The sequence below is a fragment of the Acerihabitans arboris genome, assembly GCF_010131535.1.
Taxonomy (GTDB): domain Bacteria; phylum Pseudomonadota; class Gammaproteobacteria; order Enterobacterales; family Enterobacteriaceae; genus Acerihabitans; species Acerihabitans arboris.
Window position 1 is genome coordinate 222,302 of record NZ_WUBS01000007.1, and the last position, 14,795, is coordinate 237,096.

13 protein-coding genes are annotated in these 14,795 nt (G+C 61.5%); 8 read left to right on the plus strand and 5 right to left on the minus strand.

From position 1 onward, the window contains the following. Positions 1–3: 3 nt before the first annotated feature. The 7 genes from GRH90_RS11740 (at position 4) to GRH90_RS11770 (ending at position 8,239) form a co-directional block, all read left to right on the plus strand. Entirely contained in the window at positions 4–984 is a 981-nt protein-coding gene (locus tag GRH90_RS11740; protein WP_162366130.1) for an ABC transporter substrate-binding protein, read from the plus strand. A 13-nt stretch (positions 985–997) separates the two neighbouring features. Further along, positions 998–2,014 (plus strand): quinone oxidoreductase family protein, encoded by a 1,017-nt coding sequence (locus GRH90_RS11745; RefSeq protein ID WP_162366131.1) that lies wholly within the window; start codon positions 998–1,000, stop codon positions 2,012–2,014. A 115-nt stretch (positions 2,015–2,129) separates the two neighbouring features. Further along, entirely contained in the window at positions 2,130–2,546 is a 417-nt protein-coding gene (locus tag GRH90_RS11750) for a PaaI family thioesterase (protein ID WP_162366132.1), read from the plus strand. A gap of 9 nt (positions 2,547–2,555) precedes the next feature. Then, a complete protein-coding gene (locus tag GRH90_RS11755; RefSeq protein ID WP_162366133.1) occupies positions 2,556–3,341 on the plus strand; it encodes a VOC family protein in 786 nt (261 codons plus the stop codon). Then, positions 3,338–4,888, plus strand: coding sequence for a class I adenylate-forming enzyme family protein (locus tag GRH90_RS11760; RefSeq protein WP_162366134.1), 1,551 nt, complete (start codon positions 3,338–3,340; stop codon positions 4,886–4,888). Before GRH90_RS11755 ends, GRH90_RS11760 begins: the two co-directional genes overlap by 4 nt. Continuing rightward, positions 4,878–6,500, plus strand: coding sequence for a gamma-glutamyltransferase family protein (locus GRH90_RS11765; protein ID WP_162366135.1), 1,623 nt, complete (start codon positions 4,878–4,880; stop codon positions 6,498–6,500). The genes GRH90_RS11760 and GRH90_RS11765 overlap by 11 nt, the downstream gene beginning before the upstream one ends. A 173-nt stretch (positions 6,501–6,673) precedes the next feature. Beyond that, positions 6,674–8,239, plus strand: coding sequence for an ABC transporter substrate-binding protein (locus GRH90_RS11770; RefSeq protein ID WP_246236009.1), 1,566 nt, complete (start codon positions 6,674–6,676; stop codon positions 8,237–8,239). A 93-nt stretch (positions 8,240–8,332) separates the two neighbouring features. Here the strand turns inward: GRH90_RS11770 and GRH90_RS11775 are convergent, their stop codons facing one another. The 3 genes from GRH90_RS11775 to sodC all read right to left on the minus strand — a co-directional run bounded on the left by GRH90_RS11775 (position 8,333) and on the right by sodC (position 10,045). Further along, positions 8,333–8,983 (minus strand): ATPase, encoded by a 651-nt coding sequence (locus GRH90_RS11775; protein WP_162366137.1) that lies wholly within the window; start codon positions 8,981–8,983, stop codon positions 8,333–8,335. Continuing rightward, positions 8,983–9,330: a type II toxin-antitoxin system prevent-host-death family antitoxin gene (locus tag GRH90_RS11780; RefSeq protein WP_162366138.1), complete on the minus strand. Its 348-nt coding sequence runs from the start codon at positions 9,328–9,330 to the stop codon at positions 8,983–8,985. Before GRH90_RS11780 ends, GRH90_RS11775 begins: the two co-directional genes overlap by 1 nt. Positions 9,331–9,520: 190 nt before the next feature. Then, a complete protein-coding gene (sodC, locus tag GRH90_RS11785; protein WP_162366139.1) occupies positions 9,521–10,045 on the minus strand; it encodes a superoxide dismutase[Cu-Zn] in 525 nt (174 codons plus the stop codon). 349 nt (positions 10,046–10,394) lie between these two features. Here sodC and GRH90_RS11790 point away from each other — a divergent pair, with 349 nt between their 5' ends. Continuing rightward, complete coding sequence (locus GRH90_RS11790; protein ID WP_162366140.1) at positions 10,395–12,032, plus strand: ABC transporter substrate-binding protein; 1,638 nt, start codon at positions 10,395–10,397, stop codon at positions 12,030–12,032. Positions 12,033–12,138: 106 nt separating this feature from the next. Here GRH90_RS11790 and GRH90_RS11795 read toward each other — a convergent pair whose 3' ends face one another. Together GRH90_RS11795 and pta are read right to left on the minus strand one after the other, a co-directional pair. Next, positions 12,139–12,297, minus strand: coding sequence for a DUF3309 family protein (locus GRH90_RS11795; protein WP_162366141.1), 159 nt, complete (start codon positions 12,295–12,297; stop codon positions 12,139–12,141). Positions 12,298–12,440: 143 nt separating this feature from the next. Beyond that, positions 12,441–14,588, minus strand: a complete 2,148-nt coding sequence (gene pta / locus GRH90_RS11800; protein WP_162366142.1) for a phosphate acetyltransferase — start codon at positions 14,586–14,588, stop codon at positions 12,441–12,443. Between the last annotated feature and the right edge of the window lie 207 nt (positions 14,589–14,795).

Sequence of the window (14,795 nt, forward strand, 5' to 3'; positions counted from 1 at the left end):
GCTATGAAAAAAATACTGATGGCGGCCGCGCTGGCCGCCGGAACGCTGTTGGCCTTCGGTTCCCAGGGGGCGGAAAAAGTCCGCATCGGCTACTGGACCAGCGGCGTCAGCCTGGGCTACGGCGCGGTGCTGGAAAGCCGGGATTTCCTGGCTAAACGCGGTATCGACGCCGAGTTCGTGCACTTTCCCGACGTTAACGCCCCCATCAAGGCGCTGGCGTCCGGATCGATAGACCTGGCCTTCGGCGCGCCGCTGGCCGGGGTGTTCAGCACCGCGTCCGAAGGGGTGCCGATTAAAATTTTTGCCGCCACCCAGCCGGCGGACGTGCAGTTCGTGGTGCCGGCCGGTTCGCCGATTACCAGCCTGGCGCAGCTGAAAGGTAAAAAGGTCGGCATGTCGCCGGCCGGATCGTCGGTGGCGGTGATCGCCAGCACCATCCTGCAGCAGAACTACCATATCAAACCGGCGGATTTTTCGCTGATTGGCGGCAATGAATCACGGCTGGCGCAGTTCCTGGCGCAAAAGCAGGTGGACGCCGCCGCCCTGCGCTCGCTGACCATCAGCCAGCTGGACGAGCTTAAGGTCACCCCGATCGGCAGCTTTGCCGACGAGTGGAAAAAGCTGACCCATACCGACGCCCTGCCCTATATCGGCGTCGGCGCGGTACGCGCCGATCTTATCAACCAACATCCCGATACCGTGGCGCGGGTGATTGCCGCGCTGCGCGACACCCTGGCCTGGGGCAAGGCAAATCCCGACGCGGTGGTGGCCATCCTGCAAAAACAGGCCAATCTGCCGCAAAAAGACGCCCGGGTCTATATGAGCCGTTGGGATAGCATGAACCGTATCGACTTCGAGCCGGCGGACATCGATACCCTGAAACGCGAGCATCAGGTCTTTGTCGCCAGCGGCGCCATCAAAGGCGACCTGGACGACAGCCTGTTTGATAACCGCCCTTACCAGGCCGCCAAATCCATCAAGTAATCAGGAGCATGTTGTGAGTGACGTTATGAAAGCATTAGTTCTGGAGCAGCACGGCGACCTCGACCAACTGCGGGTCGTTAATGATAAACCGCGCCCCGCCGCCGCCGCCGGTCATGTGGTGGTGCGCGTCGGCGCCTCGTCTTTCAATTACCATGATGTGTTCACCGTCAAGGGCATGCCCGGCATCAAGGTGCCGCTGCCGGTGGTGATCGGCCTGGACCTGGCGGGCACCATTACCGAACTGGGCGCGGGTGTCGACGGCTGGTCGGTGGGCGATCGGGTGCTGGTGAATCCGTTGAAGCCCGGCGTCGGCCTGATGGGTGAAATGACCGACGGCGGCATGGCCGAATATGCCGCCGTGGACGCGCTCCAGCTTATCCGGCTGCCGGACGGCGTGAGTTTTGCACAGGCCGCCGCGCTGCCGGTGGCTTACGGCACCGCGCACCGCATGCTGATAACCCACGACACGGTCAAAAAAGGCGATCGGGTGCTGATCCTCGGCGCCAGCGGCGGCGTGGGCACCGCCTGCGTGATCCTGGCCAAGCATCTGGGCGCCGAGGTGATCGCCTGCGCCGGCAGCGAGGAAAAGGCCCAGGCGCTGAAAGCGCTTGGCGCCGATCGCGTGGTCAACTACCGGGAAACGGATTTCTCCAAATGGGCCATCGGCCAGTACGGCAAGCCCCAGCGCCGCACCACTGAAGGCGGCGTCGACGTGGTGATCAACTTTACCGGCGGCGATACCTGGCGTCCGTCGCTTAAATGCCTGAAGCGCGGCGGCATCCTGCTGGTGTGCGGCGCCACCGCCGGCTACGATCCGCAGGAAGACCTGCGTTATGTCTGGAGCTTCGAGCTGACCATCAAAGGCTCCAACAGCTTCTACCGCGATAACCTGGAAGACCTGCTATCAATGATTGCCGACGGCCGCATCGATCCGGTCATCGACCGGGTATTGCCGCTGGAACAGGCGGCGGAAGGCCTGCGGCTGATTCGCGATCGCGAAGTGCTGGGCAAGGTGATCGTGGCCCCGTAACGCAGTCCGCGGCAATTACGCCCGTGACGACACCGCGCGTATTGCCCCGGCATCCTCACCGGGCCCGCGCCGCCCGGCCCTTTTTTCCTGACCGCATGCCATTAAGGAATATGTTATGACCGATATTACCGTACCTACCGCCGCCGAAGTCCAGGAGCGTTTATTAAAAGGCCCCTATCATCAATGGCTTGGACTGGAAGTCCTGACCGTAGGCGAAGGTGAAATCACCCTGAAGGCGCGCTGGCGCGAGGAATGGGTGGTCAACCCCGCCGGCGGCTATACCCACGGCGGCATCCTGGCCGCCCTGGTGGATTTAACCGCCGACTGGGCGCTGGTGGCCTTTACCGGCAAAGGCGTGCCGACCCTGGATTTGCGCGTGGACTACCACCGCCCGGCAAAAGGGGATTTAACCGCGGTCGGCACCGTGATTAAAGCGGGCAAGCAGTTTTCCAGCGCCGAGGCGCGGGTGTTCGACAGCGAAGGGCGGCTGGTGGCCAGCGGGCGGGGACTCTACGCCACGGCGACCGCCTAGGAGGAAACCATGACCATCCCGCTGGACCATCTGGTTATCAACACGCATTTCGCCACCGACCGGACGGCGGACCACTTCCGGGCGCTGGGATTTACCCTGACGCCGCGCGGTTACCATTCGCTGGGATCGATAAACCATCTGCTGATGTTTGCCGAGAGCTATCTCGAAATCGTCGGCCTGCCCGCCGACGGCGGGCGCCTGCGCCAGGAATTGCTGGACAGCCCGGCCGGTATCGACGGACTGGTGTTCGCCACCGCGGACGCTAGGGACACCGCGCGCGGGCTGGCGGATGCCGGTTTTGCCCTGCAGCCGGTACAGGATTTTTCCCGCGAGGTGGTCAGCGGCAACGAGAGCGGGCTGGCCCGGTTCACTACCGTGCGCCTCGCCCGTGGGGAGTTCCCGGCCGGGCGCGTCTATTTCTGCCAGCATCATACCCCTGAATGGGTATGGCGCCCTGAATGGCTATCCCATGAAAACCAGGTTGGCGGCCTTGCCGGGCTGACCATAATCAGCGACGACGTGGAAACCTGCGGACGGCACTATCGCCGGTTAGGCGATACCGACCCGCATTTTTCGCTGGACATCGTCGATTACCCGGCTTTTGCCCGTCGGTTCGACGGCCTGCCGCTGCCGCCGCCGGGCCGGGAGATGTTTGCCGCCGTGCATTTCCAGGGCGGCGACCTGATGCGCATCGCCCGCGGCGCCGAGGCGCAGGAACTGCCGCTGCGCTGGTTTGCGGGACGGCTGCAGGTGGCGTTGCCGGAATTAACGACCTTACTCGAGTTCTTACCATGACGCAGACAACCAATTTAGGCGCAACGATCGATACCCGGCAGCCGGGAGGGCAGATAGCCTTTATCGCCCCGCGCGAAGGAGAGGCCGTCCAGGAAATCACCTTTGGCGAGCTCGGCGCGCGCGCCGACGCCATCGGCCGCGCGCTGCTGGCACGCGGATACCGCACCGGGGAGCGCGTCGCCATCCTGGGGCGCAACTCCATTGATTATGTCGCCAGCCTGCTGGGCATCCTGCGCGCCGGACTGGTGGCCGTGCCGATTAATTTTAAATTCCCGGTGGAGACGCTGGACAATATCCTGCGGGACAGCGGCGCGCGTCTGCTGCTGGGCGACGGCGACCAGTTGTCCCGGCCGCAAAACGATCTGCCGCGCGTGGTGTTCAACTCCCCCGCCGCCGACGGACTGGCGGCCTTTATGGATCCCGGTGAGCTTTCCCCCTTCGCCGCCGGACCGGACGCCCTGGCGTTGCTATTGTATACCTCCGGCTCCACCGGCATGCCGAAAGGCGTGCGCTTGACCCACGCCAGCCATGCCTGGGTGGTGCGCACCCGCCTTGAAAACCATGAGCTGGAGGGCGAGCGGGTGCTGATCGCCGCCCCGCTGTATCATATGAACGCGCTGGCGCTGGCACTGTTAACGCTTGCCAGCCATGTCGCCACCGTGCTGCTGCCGCAGTTCAACGCCCGCGACTATATCAACGCCATCACCCGCTACCGCTGCAGCTGGCTGACGGCGGTGCCGCCGATGATCGCCATGATGCTGCGGGAAAAAGCCTTATTGGCGCAAAGTGATTTAACCTGCGTCAGGGTGGTGCGCATGGGATCGGCGCCGGTAACCGACAGCCTGTTCCAGCAAATCGGCCAGTTGCTGCCGAAGGCGCGCATCATTAACGCCTACGGCACCACCGAAGGCGGACCGGTGGTATTCGCGCCTCATCCCGACGGCATTCCCACGCCACGTCTGGCCGCTGGCGCCGCGCATCCCCAGGTCAGCCTGCGGTTGCGCGATCCAGCGGGCCATGAGGCCGCGCGCGGCATCCTGGAGCTGAAAAGCCCGGGGCTGATGCAGGGTTATCACCAGCGTCCCGACCTGCGGCCGCCGTTCACCGACGACGGTTATTATATTACCGGCGATGTATTCGAGCGCGACCACCAGGGCTTTTACACCTTTATCGGCCGGCTGGACGATATGTTTGTCAGCGGCGCCGAGAATATCTACCCAAGCGAAGTGGAACACCTTATTGAGCGCCATCCCGCGGTACAGCAGGCCTGCGTGGTGCCGGTAGCGGATGAGATCAAGGGCACCAAGCCGGTGGCCTTTGTGATCCTGCGCCCCGGCCGGCAGGCGAGCGCCGGGGAGCTGAAGGCGTTTACCTTGAGCCACGGCGCGGCCTACCTGCATCCGCGTCATATCTGGCTGGTGGACGGTTTCCCCCTGGCCGGCACCAATAAAATCGACCGCCGCGCGCTGCTGCTTGAGGCCGGGCGGCGCATTCATCAGGATAGCGCCTCCCCCCAGGCCAATCCGGGAGCACAGCATGGCATTTAACTGGCATAACCCCTATCCCACCGTACGCGCGCCGTTGTTTGCCCGCAATGTGGTGGCGACGTCCCATCCCATTGCCGCCCAGGCCGGCAATAGCGTCCTGCTGGACGGCGGCAACGCGGTGGACGCGGCCATTGCCGCCGCCGCGACGTTAACGGTGGTGGAACCCTGCTCCAACGGCCTGGGCAGCGACGCCTTCGCCATGATCTGGGACGGCGACCGGCTGCACGGCCTGAATGCCTCCGGTCCGGCGCCGGCCAGCTGGGATCTGGCGCATTTCCGCCGCCGCCATGGCGAGGACGGCAACGGACTGGCCAAACGCCCGGAACGCGGTTGGGACTCGGTCACCGTACCGGGCGCCGTCGCGGGCTGGACGGCGCTGCACCAGCGCTTCGGCCGGCTGCCGTTTGAACGTTTAATGCAAACCGCCATCGAGGTGGCCGGGCGCGGCGTAACCATCGCGCCGATTGTCGCGGCGAAATGGCGGGCGGCGGTGCCAATCCTGGCCGGACAGCCCGGTTTTGCCGAGGCCTTTATGCCGGGGGGACGCGCCCCCGAAATTGGCGAAAAATTTGTTTTTCCCTCCGCCGCGCGCACGTTGCGACTGCTGGCTCGCGAGGGCGGACGCGCTTTTTATGAAGGCGAAATCGCCGAAAAAATCGTCGCCTGGTCACAGGCCAGCGGCGGCAGCATGACGCGTGCGGATTTAGCCTCCTATCAGCCGGAATGGGTGACGCCCATCAGCCAGGACTATCGCGGTTATACCGTGCATGAAATGCCGCCCAACGGCCAGGGCATCGCCGCGCTTATCGCCCTGGGCATCCTGGAACATTTTGATCTGTCCGCGCTCGCGCTTGACGGCGCCGACGCCCAGCATCTGCAAATCGAGGCCATGAAGCTGGCCTTCGCCGACGTCTATCGGTATGTTGCCGATCCCGCGGGCATGGATGTGACACCGTCACAAATGCTGGATAAAGCCTATCTGGCCGGACGGGCGCGCCTGATCAACCACCGGCGGGCAGCGGATCCACAGCCAGGCATGCCGGCCAGCGGCGGCACCGTTTACCTGTCCACCGCAGATGAAAGCGGCATGATGGTGTCCTTTATCCAATCCAATTATATGGGCTTCGGCTCCGGGGTGGTGGTGCCGGATTACGGCATCAGCCTGCAAAACCGCGGCGCCGGGTTCTCCAGCGACCCGCGTTCGGTTAACGTGGTCGCGCCCGGCAAGCGCCCGTTCCAGACCATTATCCCGGCATTTTTGACCAGGGACGGCCAGGCGCAAATGAGCTTTGGCGTCATGGGCGGCGATATGCAGCCGCAAGGCCATGTGCAGACGCTGGTGCGGATGCTGGATTTCCATCAGCAGCCCCAGGCCGCCTGCGACGCGCCGCGCTGGAAGGTCAACCGGGATTTTACCCTGGACCTTGAAGCCACCGTTAACCCGGAGCTGGTGGACCAACTACGCGCCATGGGCCATCGGCTGAAATCAGTTAACGATCCCTATATGGATTTCGGCTCCGGTCAGTTTATCTGGCGCTTATCCCAAGACCGCGATCACGGCTACGTTGCCGCCAGCGACAGCCGGCGCGATGGCCAGGCGGTAGGATTTTAGTATCAAAATGGCTTTATTTATTAGATGCATACTGATAAAAATGGGGCTTATAATTCATCGAGTCATTTTGTAACTGGGGATAAAATATGCAGCCAGGGATATATAACGTGCCAGATAACGTAATCAGGAAAAAAACGAGGCGCCCGACACTATTAAAAACAACCCTTTCGGCTTTGACGCTGGCGCTGGCGGTCAGCGGCGCCGCCTCGGCCAAAACGCTGGTGTTCTGTTCTGAAGGCTCGCCGGAAAATTTCAACCCGCAGTTGTATACCTCGGGAACCAGCGTGGATGCCAGCGCGGTGCCAATCTATAACCGGCTGGTGGATTTTAAAACCGGCACCACCGAACTGCAACCCAGCCTGGCTGAAAGCTGGGATATCAGTGCCGACGGTACGGTCTATACCTTCCATCTGCGCCAGGGCGTAAAATTCCAGGGCAATAAATATTTTAAACCCACCCGTGATTTTAACGCCGACGACGTGATTTTTTCATTTATGCGGCAAAAGGATAAGCAAAATCCTTATCACAACGTGTCCCACGGCACCTATGCCAACTTCGACAGCCTGGAGTTCGGTACGCTGCTGACCGCCATCGACAAGGTGGACGACCATACCGTGCGGTTTACGCTGGCCCACGCCGAGGCGCCGTTCCTGGCCGATCTGGCCTGGTATTTCGCCTCGATACTGTCAAGCGAATATGCCGACGCCATGCTGAAGGCCGGCACGCCGGAACGGGTGGATATGGACCCGATCGGCACAGGGCCGTTCCAGCTGGCCCAATATCAAAAAGACTCGCGCATCCTGTTCAGCGCCTTCCCCGATTACTGGCGGGGCAAGGCCAAGCTTGACCGGCTGATTTTCTCCATTACCCCGGACGCCTCGGTGCGTTTTGCCAAGCTGGAAAAAGGCGAGTGCCAGGTGATGCCGTTCCCCAATCCGGCCGACCTGCCGCGCATGCGGGAAAATAAAGATATTACGCTGATGCAGAAAGCCGGGCTTAACACCGGTTTTCTGGCGTTTAATACCCAAAAACCGCCGCTCGACAACGTAAAAGTGCGCCAGGCGCTGGCCATGGCCATCAATAAGCCGGCGATTATCGAGGCCATATTCCAGGGTACCGGCACCGCCGCGAAAAATATCCTGCCGCCCGGCGTCTGGAGCGCTAAGCAGGATCTGCGGGATTATGATTTCGACCCGGACAAAGCCCGGTCATTGCTGAAGGATGCGGGGTTTCCCGACGGCCTGGCGATCGATCTGTGGGCGATGCCGGTGCAGCGGCCCTATAACCCCAACGCCCGTCGCATGGCGGAGATGATCCAGTCCGATTGGGCGAAGATTGGCGTCAAGGCCAATATCGTCACCTATGAATGGGGCGAATATCTGAAGCGGGTCAGGAGCGGCGAGCATCAGGCGGCGCTGATGGGCTGGACCACCGCCACCGGCGATCCGGATAACTTTTTCGGCCCGCTGTTCAGCTGCACCTCCGCCAATGGCGGCTCCAACTCGGCGAGATGGTGTTACGCGCCTTTTGATAAGCTGATTTCCGAGGCGCGCGCCAGCGGCGACCATAACCGGCGCATGGCGTTATACCAGCAGGCGCAGGAGATAATGCACGAGCAGATGCCGGCGGTGATGATTGCCCATTCAACTATTTTTGAACCGGTGCGCAAGGATGTGACCGGCTACGAAGTCGATCCGTTCGGCAAACATATCTTTTATCAGGTCGACGTTAAGAAATAGCGATCAGAGACCGCAACGCCAGCGCCGGTTGTCCGTTCACTCGAGGCGGGTTACCGGCACTTTTGCCTGGGCCGGTAACCCGCCGCCCCACCCTCACTCCGCCATTTGCATGGCCGCCTCCAGCAGCGGCCGTGCCCACTCGGGGGTGGCGGCCAGCGCCCGGGCATCATCCGCCGCCGGGAAAACCATCGTCCCCCACGTCACTTCAAGCACCAGCACCGGGTCCGGAATATCATCGCCGGGCGCCGCGTCCACGCTGTTGTCGAACACCTGCACATGCGCCAGCAGCGGCAGCAGCCTGATCAGGTTGGCGCGCGACGTTATCCACCTTTCGCGGATTTTTTCCCCGGCGATGGCATGGCCGCCATGGGCCACGCGCAGCTGTACGCGCCTGATATGCTGCTCCGGTGACGACAGCCCGCAGAACAGCATGATCACGTCATGGGTGCGGACGGCCTGGGCCAGCAGCCGGGGTATGGTATTGCCGCCGAGAGTGGTTTCAAACGCGTAGCTGGCGCCTTCGGCCAGTGCGGCCTCCAGCCGCGATCGCCCGGCAGCCCAGGCCCGTCCGTTAGCCTCGGCAAGCTCCAGCCCAAGTTGACTCATTAATTCCCGGGCATAGGTATCAGGGTTAAACCATGCCAGGCCGTGCCCGGCCAGCAGGCTGCCGCCCACCGAGCTTTTGCCGCCGCCGTTAACGCCGGCCAGGACAAAAATAAACGGCCGTGATTGGGAACCGGACATCAAAAGCTCTCTCCCGCCTTGGGACGCCGTTTAAGCGTGCCCCGTTGCGCCAGCACCGACGCCACATTTTTGGCGGCGTCCGGGCGCTCCAGCACCGCCAGCCGCGCGTTGAACCTGGCGGTCAGCTCATCCAGCACCGACTGCTCGCGGGCCTTGAGCAGCAGGATAGATTCGGTCAGTTCCCGATAGGTGGCGACATCCAGCAGCACCATTTCCACGGTGGAGTGGTTGGTAATGGCCAAGGTCCCGGCCTGATGCACCAGCCGCACCACTTCCCCCCATTTATTTTTCACCTGCGAGGCGTTCGCCTGCGGCAGTTCGTCAAAATTAAGCAGTTCAGTGATCATGGCCTACTCTCCGCTAACGGGCTGATATTGCCATTATGGCAAAAATGTCCACAAATGGCTATTAATACCACGCCTAAAGGCCCAGCACGGAAATCACCAACAACGGGTTAAACAGCGCTTGGATAGGGGGGATTGCACAGGACGACGGGCGGCATAATATACGGCCGGCAAACGCCGGCCGGTTAACCGGTTATTTTATCACCGCGCAGGCCACGCGATCGCCGGCGCCGCCGATGGGCTGGCTTTGGTAATCGTCTGGATTGGCATGGATCACCACCGAGGAACCGTCGCCGTCCAGCAGCGCGGGACGCGGCGTGCCGGGCGTCACCGACACCAGCGTCGAATAAATCTCCGCGAAGGCCTTGCCGTCGGCGCCGGCGTAGATATTGGTCAAGTCGCCCTGATCGTTGGCGTTGCTGCTTAACAAACCATGCACCACCGGCATGGTGGAGTGGATATGGCCGCCGGCGTCCTTGAACTTATCTTTTGCACCGCAGGCGCCCTTTTCATGGAAATGGATGCCATGCCAACCGGGGGTAAGCCCCGAGGCCTCCACGCGCAAAATCACCCCTTTAGGAGCGTCCGTCAGGGTAATTTTACCCATATCCTTACCGTCGGCGCCAAGCAGGCTAGCGGTATGCACCGCCGGCTGGGGTTGGGCCAATGCCATATTGGCGGTCAACGCCGAGGCTATGAAAAACAGAATACGCCGCATAATAAACTCCTGTAACAGAACCTGCCGACAGCGGAAGTGCAATGCCGGTCAATGTAGATAAGCGTAGACAGTCAAGCGCATATTGTCCTGATTGGCGGCGTTTTTCTTGACGGACGTCATGCCCGTCGGGCCGTTATGCCGCACGATACCCCAGTGGGCATCAGCGCGCCGGCGGCGGCGCATTTATCCGGGGTTAAGCGCCACGGGGCTAGGCTGGAACGGCGCAACATGCTAATGGTAAGGGTTACCGTCACGGCGCGATATCACATCTGGCGGCGGACTGCGCCCGCGGCGACGGGCGTTGCCGGGACATACGCCGTTTTTCACCAACATTAAGGAGTCGATCGCGATGAAGTCAGCAAAATCACCGGGCGTCAAACGGGCGGGATTTACCCTGGGCGCGGGATTGGCGTTATTGCCGGCCTGGGCGGCTATCGCCGCCGTGGTTCCCGCCGGCACTGAACTGGCGGTCCGGCAGGAGGTCGTGCGCAATAACGGCAGCGAGCCGGCCTCCCTGGATCCCCACCGGGTCGAGAGCGATGTGGAATTTAATATTATCAGCGATTTTTTCGACGGTCTGATTGGCATTGACAACCACGGCGGCGTGGAGCCGCGCCTGGCCGTCAGTTGGGACAATACCCGCCCCGAGATCTGGACCTTTCACCTGCGCCCCGGCATTCGGTGGTCGAACGGCCAGCCGATTACCGCCGGTGATGTGGTGTACAGCTGGCGGCGTTTAATCGATCCCGCCACCGCCTCGCCTTATGAAAGTTATCTGGCAAGCATGCATGTGCTGAACGCCGCCGAGATCATCGCGGGCAAAAAGCCGGTGGACAGCCTGGGCGTGCGGGCGCTGGACGACACCACGCTGCAAATCACCCTCACCCAGCCGGTAAGCGCGTTTCTCAGTATGCTGGCGCATCCGTCGCTGGTGGCGATTAATCCCAAGGTCATCGCGCAGTTCGGCGATAAATGGACGGCGCCGCAGAATTTTGTCGGCAGCGGCGCCTTTACCCTGTCGCAATGGGTAGTAAATGAAAAGGTGGTGGGCGTCAGGAACGGCCGCTACTGGGATAACCCGCACACGGTGCTTAACCAGATCACCTATCTGCCCATCGTCTCGGAAACCGCCGATATGAATCGCTACAAGGCGGGCGAAATAGATATTAGCAACAGCGTGCCGCAAACCCTGTTCCGGGCGCTGCAAAACGACCTGGGCGCGCAGGTGCATATATCGCCCAAGCTGGCGGTCTATTATTATCAATTTAATACGAAAAAACCGCCGTTTAACGACCCGCGGGTGCGGCTGGCGCTTAACATGGGGCTGGATAAAACCATTATCGCCGAAAAGGTGCTGGGGCAAGGCCAGAAGCCGGCCTATCTGTTCAACCCGGATAATACCGGCGGTTTTACGCTTAACTATCCCGATTATGCCGGCTGGACCCAGCAGCAGCGCGTGATTGAGGCCGGGAAGCTGCTGGCGCAGGCCGGGTTTACCCCGGCGCGGCCGCTGAAGTTTTCACTGCTGTACAATACCAACGAATCGCACCAGCGCATCGCCATTGCCGCCAGCTCCATGTGGAAAAAGAACCTGGGGGTGGAGGCCACGCTTAACAGCCAGGAGTGGAAAAGCATGCTCGACACCATGCACGGTCCCAACTTCGACGTGGTGCGCTACGCCTGGATAGCCGACTATAACGAACCCTCCACGTTCCTCAATAACTACATCACCAACGATAGCAACAACACGGCCAAATACGGCAACGCGGATTACGACCGGGCGTTAAGCAGCGCCGCCGCCGCGTCGTCCATTGCCGACAAGGCCCGCTATTATCAGCAGGCCGAGGACATCCTGGCCAAAGAATCCCCGGCCATCCCCATTTATCAGTACGTCTCGGTAAAACTGGTCAAACCCTATATCGGCGGCTTTCAGGAAAGCCTGCTGGGGTATGTCTATGCCAGGGACCTGTACGTGATTAAACATTAACGCGGACCCTGCGTTTTCGCCGCCCGGTCCCGGGCAAATAAAACGGGGGCTTGCCGTAAAGCAAGCCCCCGTATAAAACCTGATAATCAAAGAACCGGATTTACCCTCAAATCCTGCCCAGCAATACCAGGATCAGCAGAATCACTACCACCACACCGATCAGGCCGCTCGGATAATAACCCCAGCTACGGCTGTGCGGCCAGCTTGGGAAAACACCGATTAGCAGAAGAATTAGCACGATTAATACGATTGTTCCGATGCCCATGGAAAACTCCTGTGTTTTTTAATAGCTGTCTCCAGCGCATATGCTTTGTTCAAAACAGAGTTTACGTCCTGCTACAGATATGAGCTCAGTCAGGTATAACGTAATGAGTATAGTCATCTTTTCACGTTCGCTTCGGCTAATTTTCAGCTTTGGGCGCCAAGCTGCATGGACTGAATGGCCGTCAGGGCGATGGTGTAGACAATATCGTCCACCAGCGCGCCGCGCGACAGGTCGTTCACCGGCTTGCGCAGTCCCTGCAGCATCGGCCCGATGGAGACCAGCGCCGCCGAGCGCTGCACCGCTTTGTAGGTGGTATTGCCGGTATTCAGGTCCGGGAAAATAAATACCGTGGCCTTGCCGGCCACCGGCGAATCGGGCGCCTTGGTTTTGGCCACGTCGGCCATAATGGCGGCGTCGTATTGCAGCGGGCCGTCGATCACCAGGTCCGGACGTTTTTCCCGGGCCAGCCGGGTGGCCTCGCGCACTTTATCCACATCGCTGCCGGTACCGGACGTGCCGGTCGAGTAGGAAATCATGGCCACGCGCGGCTCGATGCCGAAGGCCGCGGCCGAGTCGGCGGACTGGATGGCGATTTCAGCCAGTTGCCCGGCGTCGGGATCGGGATTGATGGCGCAGTCGCCATAAACCAATACCTGCTCCGGCAGCAGCATGAAAAACACCGACGAGACCAGCGAACTGCCCGGCGCGGTCTTGATCAGCTGCAGCGCCGGACGAATGGTATTGGCGGTGGTGTGGAGCGCGCCGGACACCAGGCCGTCCACATGCGCCCGCTCCAGCATCAGGGTGCCCAGCACCACGTTATCCTCCAGCTGTTCCCGCGCTATCAGCGCCGTCATGCCTTTGCCCTGGCGCAGTTCCACCAGCCGCGCGAGGTAGTTCTCCCGCGCCGCCACCGGGTCGATTAAATCGATGCCCTCCCCCAGAATCACCCCCTGCGCCGCGGCGACCCGGCGTATTTCCTCGGGATTGCCCAGCAATACGCAGCGCGCGATGCCCCGCTCGGCGCATATCGCCGCGGCCCTGATGGTGCGGGGTTCCTCGCCTTCAGGCAATACGATGCGTTTCGCGGCCCGCCGGGCCAGCTCGGTGAGCTGATAGCGGAAGGCGGGCGGCGACTGGCGGCGCGGGCGCTCCGAGACGGCGGTCAGCGAGGCAATCCAGTCGGCATCGATGTAACCGGCGATATAGTCCTGCAGTTTTTCCACCCGCAGGTGATCTTCCGCCGGCACCTCCAGGTTGAAATTCTGCAGGTTAAGCGAGGTCTGCCAGGTATTGGTGTCCACCATCAGCACCGGCAGGCCGGTGCGGAACGCGCGCTCGCACAACCTGCCGATGGAGGGCGAGATGTCATAACCGCCGGTGAGCAGGATGGCGCCGATATCCACGCCGTTCATGGCCGCCAGGCAGGCGGCCACCAGCACTTCGGGACGATCCGCGCAGGTCACCAGCAGGGAACCGGGGCGGAAAAGATCAACCATGCCGGTCAGACCGCGCGCGCAAAAGGTCACCGATCTGACCCGCCGCGTCTCGACGTCGCCGGCATTGACGATACGGGCGTTAAGATGGCGCGCCATATCGATAACGCGCGTGGCAATCAGTTCCATGCTCCAGGGGATGACCCCCAGGACCGGCAGGGGGATATCGGCAAACGACGGCGGCGCGCTTGCCGCGGCGCCGTCCTGGCCGGCCTGATCGAAGATTTCCGATAGGTCGGGACGGGTGCGGCCCTGTTCATCCAGCGGCGCGTTCAGCTTGTTGACGATAACGCCGACCACGCCGTTATGCCTGCCGCCGCCCGCCCCGGCGCGCGCGAGTTCCAGCCGCTCTTTCAGCTGCGCCGGCGTGCCCGTTCCCAGGGTGGTGACAAAGACGATATCCGCGTTCAGCGCCTTGGCGATATCGAAATTGAGCGCATTGGCGAACTGATGGCGCCGCGTCAGCATCAGTCCCTCGATCAGCACCACTTCCGCCTGGCCGAGGTTTTGGTGATAACGCGCCACGATCTCCTCCATCAGCACATCGCGCGCGTTCGATCCCAGCAGCGCTTCCACATAATTCATCTCCAGCGGCTGCGCGGCGGGAATACTTGAATTGGCGCGGATAATGGCGGTGGTTTGATCCGGACGGCTGCTGCCGTCGCGCGGCTGGGCAACCGGCTTAAATACGCTCAGGCGCACCCCTTTCCGCTCCATGGCGCGGACAACGCCCAGGCTGACGCTCGTCAGGCCGACGCTCAGGTCGGTTGGAATCAACATAATGGTACGTGGCACGGCTAAACCTCTTGATGATATGAGTTGGCGCTATTTTCCGCTATTTTGGGCGAGAAATGCCGTGAGGTGGCCGACAGTTGTCGGCATTGGGATGTCATCCCCGCTTTTTTGCCGCGAGCTAAGCGGTTGATTGACAGGCATCACAAAACTGCAACCGGTTTCTGAAACCGGTTGCAGAAAAAAAGGCCATCAGGTATTAATCACTAA